Here is an 11,864-nt window from a genome sequence, read left to right as displayed (position 1 = left end):
AAAAACTACCTTTGCATATCAAATTTAACAACGTGAGAAAAATACAATTTCTAGTTCTTGCCATTGCTTTATTGGGTATTGCGTGCATCGCTCCAAAGCAAAATCATTATATCAGTTTTAAAACAGCAAAAGAGTTTCAAGCTTTTTTAAACAGAAAAACTAAACCTTATCCATTATTAAGTGCACATCGTGGCGGGCCAATGTCAGGTTTTCCAGAAAATGCCATCGAAACTTTTGAAAATGCAACCACTTATCAACCCGTAATTATCGAGTTTGATGTGGCGTTAAGCAAAGACTCTGCACTAGTAATTATGCATGATGACAAATTGGACAGAACTACCACAGGCACAGGTTTGGTGTCTTCTTATACTTACAACGAACTGCAAAAACTTAGCTTGAAAGATGATGATGGGAAGGTAACTAACTTCAAGATCCCGACATTGGAAGAAGTGTTACGTTGGGGGAAAAACAAAGTGCTTTTCACTATTGATATCAAGAGAGGGGTGCCTTACGAAAAAATTATCGCTGCGGTACGTAAAACCAAATCAGAAACTAATTCCATCATCATTACTTACAATGCAAACCAAGCTGCAAAAGTACATGAACTGGCGCCAGATTTAATGATTTCCGCAACGGTTAAAAGTCCAGAAGATTTGGAGCGTTTGAATAAAATGGGCGTGTCTAACGATAAAATTATAGCATTTGTTGGTGTTGCCGAGCCCAACAAAAGCCTTTACGATTATTTGCATAACAAAGGCATAAGCACTATTTTGGGCACTATGGGCAACTTAGATAGAAGTGCAAAAGCTAATAAAAACAAACAAGTGTATCGTAATTTAGTGGCCAATGGCGCCGACGTACTTTCCACTGATGATGTAGTCTTGGCTGGCGAACAGCTAGATGCCTACAGAAAAGAGAACCATTTAAATTTAAAGAACCTAAAACTGCAATAAAATTGAGCGTAGTAGTAAAAAGTTTAGCCAAACACTATGGCGAGCAAAAAGCGGTTAATCAAATTAGCTTCGAAGCAAAACCTGGTCGAATTTTAGGTTTTCTTGGTCCCAATGGTGCTGGTAAGTCTACCACCATGAAAATGCTTACTGGTTATTTGCAACCTACATCTGGCGAAGCCGAAATAGCAGGTAAAAATATCCAATTAGAGCCATTGGAAGTGAAGAAAATGATTGGATACTTGCCAGAGAACACGCCTCTGTATATGGAGATGTACGTCCGCGAATTTCTGGGATTTGTTGCAGAAACATACGGGTTGAAAAATATTGCTCAAAAGGTAGAAGAAGTAATTAAGTTGGTTGGCTTGACGCAGGAGCAGCACAAAAAAATCGGAATGCTTTCTAAAGGATATAAGCAAAGGGTAGGTTTGGCACAAGCTATTATCCATCAACCGCAGGTATTAATTTTAGATGAGCCAACATCGGGACTGGATCCAAATCAGTTATCCGATATTAGAGCGTTGATTAAAAATTTGGGTAAAGATAGAACCGTAATTATTTCTACGCACATTATGCAAGAAGTAGAAGCGCTTTGTGATGATGTGATTATCATTAACAAAGGCACTTTAGTAGCAAATTCATCGATAGATGATTTGAAAGAGAAGCATGCTCAATCATCCTTAGAAGATATTTTCAAGAAACTAACCCTTTAATCAATTTTATAACCCATTAATCAGGAGGAATTCTTTGGATTTAAAGGATTATCAACATACCATTATGAATCATAGAAAATTTGCTGTACTACTTTTTATCACGCTCTCATCAGTTATTAAAGCTCAATCTCAACAAGTTAGAATTACCTTGTCGCCAGAGATTAATTTGCCTACAGGCAATGCATCAAGCATGACTGGAATTGGTTTTGGCGGAAGTGTAAAAGCGGAATTGGGTATTGCAGAGAGATATGCCATAACCGCAAACGGAGGGTATAATTTATTTATCACTAAAAGAGTCTTCGGTACTAAATTAGATAATATACAGGGTGTACCAGTAAAATTAGGTTTAAAGCATTATCCTACTCCAGATTTTTACATTGAAGGGCAAGCGGGTGCAGCTTTTAGAGTGGGTAGTTCTTCTCAAACTTCTTTCGCTTGGTCGCCTGGGTTTGGCACCTATTTTAAAACAAGCAGTTCTGGAAATAAACTAGAGTTTGGCTTAAGATATGAAGCTTGGACCAATACAAGTTACGGCGCAACTTCTACTTTAAAAACTACAAGTTTCAGCTTCATTGGATTAAAGTTAGGCTACGTTTTTGGTTTGTAGCTTTCTAAAGAGTAAAAATAATTGCTTGGTATTCATTGTTTTGTAAAATTTTAGATGTGATAATGTAACGATTGGCAATATTGTTGTGTCTATTGGAGCAGTTTTATTAATACACAAATTTAAATTACTTAAAATGAAAAAATTACTATTATCATTAGCTCTTGTAGCTGGCTTAGGTTTAGCTGCTAATGCACAAACTAAAGACCCTGCAATGAATGGTTCTAAAATTGGTGTTGGTGCAGATTTCGCGTTCCCAATGGGAGATTTCGGAGATTTAATGGATTTTGGTTTCGGAGGTTCTCTTAACTTTCAAACTCCAATAGCTAACAAATTGAACTTCGTTGGTGAGGCTGGCTACTTGAGTTTTAAATCTAAAGAATTCGCAGGACAGACTTTTAGTATTGGTTCTATCCCTTTGAAAGCAGGAGTTAGATATTTCTTGGCAGAAAATTTTTACGCTCAAGGTCAATTAGGTGCTGCAATTTCTACCGAAACTAATGGTAAGACAGGCTTCTTGTATGCGCCTAGTGTAGGTGTAGAATTTCCAGTAGCTGATAAAATGGCTATCGATTTCGGTGCTCGCTATGAGGGTTGGTCGTACAGCGGAGGAACTAACTCGTTCATCGGTTTAAGAGCCGCTTTAAACTTCGGTTTATAATCTAAATAAAAATTGAAAGTTCACCATCTCAGTGAACTTTCAATTTAAATAACCATTTAACATTAACAATCAAAAAAACAAAATGAAAAAAATCCTTCTATTATTAACCCTCGCAGCTGGTTTAACTACAGCTGTAAACGCTCAAGACAAACCTGTATCTTTTGGAGTTAAAGCGGGTGTGGCTTTTCCTAATCTAACGTTCTCTGCAATGGGAACTTCTGTTAGCCTTGATTCGAAAACAACATTCTATGTTGGTGGTATCGCTGATATCAAAGTTTCTAACATGTTCTCGGTTCAACCAGGTTTAACTTTCATGAGTAAAGGAACAAAGTCTGGTGATGCTTTTTTTGGAGAAGAAGGATCTGATTTATCGGGTTCTATCAATATTTCGTACTTAGAATTGCCAGTAAATTTAGTAGCTAACTTTGACGCGGGCTCTGGTAAGTTCTTTGTAGGTGCTGGTCCTTATGCGGCTTATGCTTTATCGGGTAACGGTAAAACAGGCGATACTAAGGAGGATATGCCATTTGGATCTAATGATGGGGAGTTCAAAAGATTTGACTTCGGATTAAACTTTCTAGCTGGTTACCAGTTAACTAATGGTTTAAACTTTCATGCTGGTTACGGCTTAGGGTTAGGTAAAATAGTAAATGATGAAAATTCAGGAGTTAATTTAGCTACCAAAAACAAAGTTTTCTCAGTTGGCTTAGGTTTTAACTTTTAAGAAAAGCAAATTATAACCAAAGCCCCGACAATTTTGTCGGGGCTTTTTTGTTTTAATAGATATTGTATAACTTCGGCAATCCTATCACATCGCATGCTAGCAGTATTTAAGAGAGAGTTATTCAGTTTCCTTAGTTCATCCATGGCCTACATTACCATCGGTATATTCTTACTGGCCTGCGGTTTAATGTTTTGGTTTTTCCCAGATACTTCAATTTTAGAATACGGTTATGCAGAAATGGACGGCTTTTTTGCCTTAGTTCCATACTTGTTTATGTTCCTTATTTCCGGCATCACTATGCGTTCTTTTGCCGAAGAAAGAAAAGAAGGTACTTATGTTTTGTTAGCCACTCGTCCGCTAACCGATTTACAAATTATATTGGCAAAATATTTAGCTTGTATGGTTTTGGTGCTTTTTTCTTTAGTGCCAACTTTGATATATTATTATAGCATTTCGCAGTTGGGCTTGCCCAAAGGGAATATAGATGCAGGAGCAGTGATTGGCTCGTACTTGGGTTTGTTCTTGTTGGGCAATGCATTTACTTCAATTGGTATTTTTGCTTCATCTGTCACCAAAAACCAAATCATAGCATTTGCTGTGGCAGTTTTTCTTTGCTTTTTTACTTATAGCGGTTTCGATTCGATAAGCCGAATTGGCGCTTTTGAAAGTATTTCTAGCTTACTAGTTAATTTAGGAATAGCCGAACATTACCAGTCTATCAGTAGAGGTGTTTTGGATACGAGAGATGCTTTATATTTCATCACTTTTGTGGCTTTCTTTTTAGGTTTAACCAAATTAACAATAGGAGGTAGGAAATGGTAAGACCAAAAACCAAAGGGTTGAAATTTTTGCTACTTGTTGCGGCTTTGATTGTGCTGAACATATTAGCTCAATTTGCATACACGAGAGTAGATTTTACCAAAGAGAAACGGTTTACTTTAACCGAAAAAACTAAAGAAACTTTAGAGCAAAACAAGCACGATGTAGAAATAACCATTTTTTTAGATGGCGATATGCCGGCAGCTTTTAAGCGTTTGCGCAATGCTACTAAAGATTTGCTATCCGATTACAAGGCCTATGCAAATGGGAAATTCAAGGTTGTATTTGTAGATCCAATTTCTGGGCTAACGATTAACGAACAAGATACCGTTATTCAGCAGTTGTATGAAATGGGGATTAAACCTACAAACATCAACATTAAAACAGATGCTGGGTTTTCTGAAAAACTGGTTTTTCCAATGGCTTTGATAGAAAGTAACGGGAAAAGGATGCCAGTTAAATTGCTTCAAAATTTGGGTGGAGAAGCATCTAACTACGAAGAAAGCATTAATAATTCCATCAAAAATTTAGAGTATGTTTTTACTTCATCGTTAAAAAAAGTAATTACTGGTTATAACCCGAGAATAGGTTTTACCGAAGGCAATGGAGAGCCAAACGATTTACAGTTGTATGATGCCATGAGCACTTTGTCTGATAGTTATGTGGTGGGCAGGGTTAATCTAGATTCCATGACTAAAGAAGGGCTGGATAGCTTGAAAATGCTGGTGATTGCCAAGCCAACCAAACCTTTTACGGAAGCTCAAAAATACAAAATCAACTATTTCGTGATGAAAGGCGGGCATGTGGTTTGGTCTATCGATCAAGTGCGTATGGATTTGGACAGCCTGCGCAGCGGACGATCTTTCATGGCAGCTAATAACTCGCTCAATTTGGACGATATGTTGTTTGAATACGGTGCACGTGTCAATTACGACATCATTGCTGATGTAAATTGCGCTGAAATTCCTGTTGCAATGTCTGGTGGCCCTCGGGGCGATATACAACTCGCACCTTGGCTTTATTTTCCAATTTTATTGCCAGATACAAGCAGTAGCGTAGTGAAAAATTTAGACAACATTAAAAGCGAATTTGCTAGCACTGTAGATACTATTGGAAGCAAAAACGTAAGTAAAAGGATCATTTTACGCACTTCACCATACAATAAAGTTTATACTTCACCAAAAATGTTTAACCTACAAATGGTTGAAGAACAGCCTACAGAAAAGGAGTTCACCAGTCAGCCGAAAGATGTAGGTGTATTGTTAGAAGGAAATTTTAAATCGGTATTTTTGAATAGACCAGTTCCTGAAGCGATAAAAGAGAAATTTGATTTGCCAGCGCAAAGTAAGCCTGCGAAGATGATTGTTTTAGGTGACGGAGATATCTTCCGCAATCAAGTGGCTGGTGATGGTTCACCTTTTCCACTCGGTTTTGACAGGTACACGCAACAGAATTTTGGCAACAAAGCATTGCTTTTAAATATTGCAGATTTTTTCACTAATGAAGACAATCTTATCGCCCTGCGAAATAAGGAAGTTACGGTTAGACCATTAGATAAAACCTTGGTACGCACCGAAAAAACGAAATGGCAGCTCATAAACACCGCTTTGCCAATTTTGTTGTTAATATGTTTCGCAATTTTTCAACATTATTATCGTAAACATAAGTATGCAAAGTAAAATTTCATACTTTTGATTCTATATATAACAAACTATGAGATTTATAGTATCCACATCGACTTTATTAAAGCATTTACAAACGGTTAATGGTGCTTCTAGCAGCAGCACGGTATTGCCTATTTTGGAGAATTTCCTGTTTGAAATTAAAGAAGGAAATTTGACTATCTCTGCTACCGATTTGCAGACAAGCATGACTACTTCTTTAGCAGTTGAATCTAAGGAAGAAGGTAAGGTAGCTGTTCCGTCTAGAATTTTATTAGATACTTTAAAAACGCTTCCAGATCAGCCTATTTCTTTTAACGTAGATGATAATAACTTCGCTATAGAGATTAGCGCTGGTGATGGTAAATATAAATTGAGCGGCGAAAACGGCGAGGATTTTCCTAAAATTCCAGTTGTAGATAATGCTTCTTCGGTAAATCTTCCAGCATCTGTTTTAGCTGAAGCAATTACCAAAACGATTTTTGCAGTAAGTAATGATGAGTTGCGTCCAGCAATGACTGGTGTTTTTTGTCAGTTGTCTCCTCAAAACATCACTTTCGTAGCTACTGATGCTCATAAATTGGTTCGTTATAGAAGAAACGATAGCAAGGCTGATAAAGCATCTTCGTTTATTTTGCCTAAAAAAGCATTGACTTTATTAAAAGCTGCTTTACCAAATAGCGATGTAAATGTATCTGTTGATTATAATGCTACAAGTGCATTTTTCAAATTTGAAAACATCAATTTAATTTGTCGCTTAATTGATGAGCGTTATCCAGATTACGAAGCTGTAATTCCGGCAAATAATCCTAATAAGTTGGTGATCGATAGAGCTTTATTTTTGAATACCTTGCGTAGGGTAGTAATTTTCGCTAATAAAACTACACATCAAGTTCGTTTAAAAATTAACGGTAGCGAGTTGCATATCTCTTCAGAAGATTTAGATTTCGCTAACGAGGCTCATGAGCGTTTAAGCTGCCAATATGATGGTGAAGATTTGGAGATTGGTTTCAATGCTCGTTTCTTGATCGAAATGTTGAACAACTTAAGCGGCGAAGAAGTAACTTTAGAGTTGTCTACACCGAATAGAGCAGGTTTGTTAATTCCTCAAACTAATGATGAAAACGAAGATGTTTTAATGTTAGTAATGCCTGTAATGTTGAATAACAGCTACTAAGCAAAAATTAAAACATACTTTAAAATATATAAAAGTCCGAATTAAACACTCGGACTTTTTGCTTTCTAGATTATCGGTGCACGTCATAACATTATGCAGGCAATAGACCTCTAATGCTGTTTTAATTAATCTTTACATAAACAATACAACAATTTAGCAATTTAAAAACCCAACTAATACCCATATTGCTTATTTTAGCGCAAAATTTAAACACATTGGAAATACTAGATTTATTTATAAGCTTACTTACCGATACGAAAGATACGCTAAGTGCAATAATTTATGAATATAGAACTTGGACATATCTAATTCTATTCATGATTATCTTTGCCGAAACGGGATTTGTGGTTACACCTTTTTTACCAGGAGATTCGATGTTGTTTGCTATGGGTGCCATTGTTGCCGCTGGAAATACTGGATTAGATATCTGGTTTTTGAGTTTCATTTTAACTGCTGCAGCTATTTTAGGTAATACCTTAAATTATAGACTAGGTAAATATTTCGGTATCAAGGTGTTTAAAGAAGAGAATAAGATACTCAAGCTAAAATACTATCATCAGTCGCACGAATATTTCGAAAAGCACGGTGCTGTAGCTATCGTTTTTTCGAGGTTCTTGCCAATTTTTAGAACTATTGCTCCGTTTGTAGCTGGTGCTGCAAGAATGGAGTTTGGTAAGTTTACCTTATATAACATTATTGGCGGTTTTGCTTGGATTTTCAGCTTGTCTTTTGCTGGTTACTTACTGGGTAAAATTCCGTTTGTAGAGAAAAATTTCGAAGTAATTATTGTAATAATCGCTGTGGGTACATTTGCTCCTGTAATTATTGCGGCGCTTAAATCGTTGTTTAAGAAGAAGCCCATCGATAAGCAAATAGAAGAAGAGATTAATCCTGAATAGTGCTGTTTGTTTAGTCTTTAAAAAGAAATGATGTGATTAGAGATATCTTTTGTAAATTCGAATAGGCATTTATTCGAAATTTCAAACTTTATTGATATGATAAAAAAAGGCTTATTGATAATTATTGCATTTGCCATGCTTAGTTGTAAAAAGGACGGCGATGGACTTTCAACTGCTAAAAAGGATTATTCTTTCTTTTTAAGACAATCGACTCAAACATTCCAAGGAAAGCTTGATAATGTAAACTTTTCATGGGTTTATGGATGGAATCAATCTCAAAGTATGAGCGGTTATGAAAATGGAAATGGTATTTGTGATCCGAATGATCCAGTAAGAACTGTACTATTTGGATTAACCTCAGAAAGTGATTTACAGACTAGATTTACAATTTATTCTCCCAAGTATAATTCTGAATCTGAAGCCGAATTTTCTAAAGTATTTAGCTTAGGGAAAAAAAAGTTAGGCAACTTTAGAACCGACTTTTATTTGTCAATTAATAAAGGGAATAAGGTTTACCAATCAAATAGCTTAAATAACGCAGATGAAATTGAAATACTGAAAACACAAGAATTTACAGATGATATCGGTAAAAAAATCAGAGTTTGGTTTAGTATTGATGCAAAGCTATCTTCTTGTGATTGTCAAAAAAATAATTCTCTTCTAACAGAAGGACTTATGATAGCAGAATTTTATGGCTATAAAAAGGATTTACAAGGGCTCTAGGCTTTTAAATATATATGATCAAAAAGGCTTGCTAAATCAGTAAGCCTTTTTAATTTGATATCTTCCTCTTTAATATTCTCTACCAATAATTTTTCCTTCCTGATATTTTTTGTCAACCTTTTCAGCTTGTTGTTTATCTTCTATGGTAGCTTCAATTCTAATCATATTTCGTAGGTCTGGCTGTCCGGCATCAACCCATGCAGAGTACCAGTAAGAACCAACCTTAATAATCGATGATCTCATTTGTCGCTCAACCATACCATTCATCATATCTGAATAAGCTTTGGTGTAAGCTACAGAATATTGCTTCATTACATTTTTTCCACGCATCGAAAAATCATATTTCTGGTCGGCAGGAAAAGTTTCGCTCAACTTTTTTTCAAAACTTAACACTGTGTCTACCATCGTGTGTGCGTTTTTTACAATTTTCCAAGCTTCCTTTAGCGGATCTTCAATGTAGTTAGCTTTGCCTACTAGCAAGTTATAGTTTTTTGCAAACAACTCTGGTACTCTCGATTCCCAAAAACCATGTATGCCTACCTGATTGGTAAGTTGCCCATTATAGTTTCTCGTAGTGTGTAGCGGTACGTGTGCATCACCAATATAATGTCCCAGATCAGCAGAATATCTTAAGATTTTCAATGAATCACGTTCTTTAAACGCTCTCACCAAATTGTTGTAAGTGCGCTGTATTTGCCAAGGTACAATACCTTCTTTGCCTAAATGTTTCGCTCCGTATTTGTTCACAGCATCGTTCCATTTTTCGGGAATACTGTCTATGTGGCTTTCATAATTTTCAACATCAATAAAATGACGTGGTGCCTCTGCTGTATCTGCATAACGTCTTTTGTCTGGATCAACCGCGTGCTCGGTAATGTATTTATGATTGTTTTTGTAGAAGCCAATCATGCCGTCTGGTAATGTGAAAATTGCCAGTTGATTAATTCTTTTGTGAGCATAAAACCCCCAAGAAGATAGCAGCACAACAGCACTAATTAATAAAAGGCACAGGGAAAGTTTCTTCATTGCTCTACAATTTGTAAGTATGGTAAAAATAAGAAAATCACTTATCTATAAGGTTAACTATCACAACTTTTTTATGACTTTGATTAGTCGGAAGCTCTATTCAAAATGTCTATATTTGCTCAAAATATAAATCTTATGCAAGAAATAAAGAAATATGTAGAAGATAACAAGCAGCGTTTTTTAGACGAGCTTTTTGAATTATTGCGTTTTCCTTCGGTAAGTGCAGATCCAAAATATAAAGGTGATGTTTTAAAGACGGCCGATTTTGTTGCTCAAAAGTTAAAAGAGGCTGGAGCTGATAAGGTAGAAATTTGCGAAACTGCAGGTTATCCGATTGTATATGGTGAAAAAATTGTAGATCCTAGTTTGCCAACGGTATTAATCTATGGTCATTATGATGTGCAACCAGCTGATCCGCTAGAGCTTTGGAAAACCCCACCTTTCGAACCTACAGTACGCGATGGTAAAATTTACGCTCGTGGTGCTTGCGACGATAAAGGGCAATTTTACATGCACGTAAAAGCTTTCGAATTAATGATGCAAACCAACACTTTGGCTTGTAATGTTAAGTTCATGATCGAAGGTGAGGAGGAAGTAGGTTCTGCAAACCTTGGTATTTTTGTGAAAGCTAATACCGAACGTTTAAAAGCAGATGTAGTTTTAATTTCTGATACCTCGATGATTAGCATGGAAAATCCATCTATCGAAACGGGCTTAAGAGGTTTAGCATATATGGAAGTAGAAGTGGTTGGTCCGAACAGGGATTTGCACTCTGGTGTTTACGGCGGTGCGGTTGCTAATCCGGCTACTATACTTTGTAAAATGATTGCTTCCTTACATGATGAAAACAATCATATTACCATTCCAGAATTTTACGATAAAGTACAAGAATTAAGCGATGCAGAAAAGCAAGCTTTGAATTCGGCACCGTTCGACTTGGAAGAGTATAAAAAAGACTTAGATATTGATGCCGAGTGGGGTGAAAAAGGTTATTCTACTTTAGAGCGTACCGGTACAAGACCAACTTTAGAGGTAAATGGTATTTGGAGTGGTTACATTGGCGAAGGTGCTAAAACGGTGTTGCCAAGTAAAGCAAACGCTAAAATTTCTATGCGTTTGGTACCTCATCAAAACTCAGATGAAATCAGTGAGATTTTTGCCAAGCATTTCGAAAAAATTGCACCAAAAGGGGTTAAAGTTACAGTTACACCGCATCATGGAGGCGAGCCTGTAGTTACACCAACAGATAGCGTGGCTTACCGTGCTGCAGAAAAAGCAATCGAAGATAGTTTCGGTAAAAAACCAATTCCTACGCGTGGTGGCGGAAGTATTCCAATTGTAGCGTTGTTCGAAAATGTTTTAGGGATCAAGTCTGTGCTGTTTGGTTTTGGCTTAGATAGTGATGCATTGCACTCTCCAAATGAGAAGTACGATATCTATAATTATTACAAAGGCATAGAAACCTTGCCTTTGTTTCATAAGTACTTTGCCGAACTGAATAAATAGGTTTATTTATAATGTGTTTTAAAAGCCTTTCGATATAAATCGAAAGGCTTTTTTATTTTTTTAAAGTTTAAATAAATGTTTTTTAAGTCAATTTTAACGATTTGTTAATATTGACTTTATTTTGTCTCCGTAGGTTTGTTGTAGTTAATTACAAATTTCAATAATTATGGAGTCAAACAATTCTTCTTTAATTCCGCCTTTTGGTGGTATTCGTACTAAAAATACACATTATGCTTGTCTGATGGGCTGTAGATAGGTGAAAATTTTTTTGCCTATAAAGTTTCAAAATGTTTTTTTTAATTTTTATTTTGTTTTTTAATGTTTAATTATTTTACTTTGATAGAGGTTGTGTCATTAGATGTGCAGCTCTTTAAACCAAAGTATAAACCAAACTTATCGTT

Annotated in this window: 12 protein-coding genes; 11 read left to right on the top strand and 1 reads right to left on the bottom strand. The window is 36.1% G+C overall.

The features are described from left to right. Positions 1–32 precede the first annotated feature (32 nt). The 10 genes from AC23ME_RS09370 to AC23ME_RS09325 all read left to right on the top strand — a co-directional run bounded on the left by AC23ME_RS09370 (position 33) and on the right by AC23ME_RS09325 (position 8,931). Complete coding sequence (locus AC23ME_RS09370; RefSeq protein ID WP_487727496.1) at positions 33–953, top strand: glycerophosphodiester phosphodiesterase family protein; 921 nt, start codon at positions 33–35, stop codon at positions 951–953. 2 nt (positions 954–955) lie between these two features. Next, the gene (locus AC23ME_RS09365; protein ID WP_487727495.1) at positions 956–1,663 is read left to right on the top strand and encodes an ATP-binding cassette domain-containing protein; all 708 of its coding nucleotides are present in this window, start codon (positions 956–958) and stop codon (positions 1,661–1,663) included. A gap of 64 nt (positions 1,664–1,727) precedes the next feature. After that, positions 1,728–2,270, top strand: a complete 543-nt coding sequence (locus tag AC23ME_RS09360; protein ID WP_487727494.1) for a hypothetical protein — start codon at positions 1,728–1,730, stop codon at positions 2,268–2,270. Positions 2,271–2,403: 133 nt separating this feature from the next. Further along, positions 2,404–2,928 carry an outer membrane beta-barrel protein gene (locus AC23ME_RS09355; RefSeq protein WP_487727493.1) on the top strand — a complete coding sequence of 175 codons (525 nt, stop codon included), beginning with the start codon at positions 2,404–2,406 and terminating at the stop codon, positions 2,926–2,928. A gap of 82 nt (positions 2,929–3,010) precedes the next feature. Then, positions 3,011–3,652 carry a porin family protein gene (locus AC23ME_RS09350; RefSeq protein WP_487727492.1) on the top strand — a complete coding sequence of 214 codons (642 nt, stop codon included), beginning with the start codon at positions 3,011–3,013 and terminating at the stop codon, positions 3,650–3,652. A 93-nt stretch (positions 3,653–3,745) separates the two neighbouring features. Then, complete coding sequence (gldF, locus tag AC23ME_RS09345; RefSeq protein WP_487727491.1) at positions 3,746–4,474, top strand: gliding motility-associated ABC transporter permease subunit GldF; 729 nt, start codon at positions 3,746–3,748, stop codon at positions 4,472–4,474. A gap of 17 nt (positions 4,475–4,491) precedes the next feature. Then, positions 4,492–6,150 (top strand): gliding motility-associated ABC transporter substrate-binding protein GldG, encoded by a 1,659-nt coding sequence (gene gldG, locus AC23ME_RS09340; RefSeq protein WP_487727490.1) that lies wholly within the window; start codon positions 4,492–4,494, stop codon positions 6,148–6,150. 34 nt (positions 6,151–6,184) lie between these two features. Then, entirely contained in the window at positions 6,185–7,309 is a 1,125-nt protein-coding gene (gene dnaN, locus AC23ME_RS09335) for a DNA polymerase III subunit beta (protein WP_487727489.1), read from the top strand. A gap of 215 nt (positions 7,310–7,524) precedes the next feature. Next, the gene (locus AC23ME_RS09330) at positions 7,525–8,208 is read left to right on the top strand and encodes a VTT domain-containing protein (RefSeq protein ID WP_487727488.1); all 684 of its coding nucleotides are present in this window, start codon (positions 7,525–7,527) and stop codon (positions 8,206–8,208) included. Positions 8,209–8,304: 96 nt separating this feature from the next. Further along, positions 8,305–8,931, top strand: a complete 627-nt coding sequence (locus tag AC23ME_RS09325) for a hypothetical protein (RefSeq protein ID WP_487727487.1) — start codon at positions 8,305–8,307, stop codon at positions 8,929–8,931. A 69-nt stretch (positions 8,932–9,000) separates the two neighbouring features. Here AC23ME_RS09325 and AC23ME_RS09320 read toward each other — a convergent pair whose 3' ends face one another. After that, positions 9,001–9,957: a zinc dependent phospholipase C family protein gene (locus AC23ME_RS09320; protein ID WP_487727486.1), complete on the bottom strand. Its 957-nt coding sequence runs from the start codon at positions 9,955–9,957 to the stop codon at positions 9,001–9,003. Between the two features lie 135 nt (positions 9,958–10,092). Here AC23ME_RS09320 and AC23ME_RS09315 point away from each other — a divergent pair, with 135 nt between their 5' ends. Further along, positions 10,093–11,463 carry a dipeptidase gene (locus AC23ME_RS09315; RefSeq protein WP_487727485.1) on the top strand — a complete coding sequence of 457 codons (1,371 nt, stop codon included), beginning with the start codon at positions 10,093–10,095 and terminating at the stop codon, positions 11,461–11,463. Positions 11,464–11,864: the final 401 nt, after the last annotated feature.

It is taken from the genome of Pedobacter sp. T50_32 (assembly GCF_057652195.1).
This window is presented reverse-complemented; position numbering and strand designations above follow the sequence as displayed.

Excerpts from the sequence above, each read along its gene's own strand:
- AC23ME_RS09315 (WP_487727485.1), top strand. The coding sequence starts at position 10,093 with ATGCAAGAAATAAAGAAATATGTAGAAGATAACAAGCAGCGTTTTTTA.
- dnaN (WP_487727489.1), top strand. The coding sequence starts at position 6,185 with ATGAGATTTATAGTATCCACATCGACTTTATTAAAGCATTTACAAACG.
- AC23ME_RS09320 (WP_487727486.1), bottom strand. The coding sequence starts at position 9,957 with ATGAAGAAACTTTCCCTGTGCCTTTTATTAATTAGTGCTGTTGTGCTG.
- AC23ME_RS09350 (WP_487727492.1), top strand. The coding sequence starts at position 3,011 with ATGAAAAAAATCCTTCTATTATTAACCCTCGCAGCTGGTTTAACTACA.
- AC23ME_RS09355 (WP_487727493.1), top strand. The coding sequence starts at position 2,404 with ATGAAAAAATTACTATTATCATTAGCTCTTGTAGCTGGCTTAGGTTTA.
- AC23ME_RS09360 (WP_487727494.1), top strand. The coding sequence starts at position 1,728 with ATGAATCATAGAAAATTTGCTGTACTACTTTTTATCACGCTCTCATCA.
- AC23ME_RS09325 (WP_487727487.1), top strand. The coding sequence starts at position 8,305 with ATGATAAAAAAAGGCTTATTGATAATTATTGCATTTGCCATGCTTAGT.
- gldF (WP_487727491.1), top strand. The coding sequence starts at position 3,746 with ATGCTAGCAGTATTTAAGAGAGAGTTATTCAGTTTCCTTAGTTCATCC.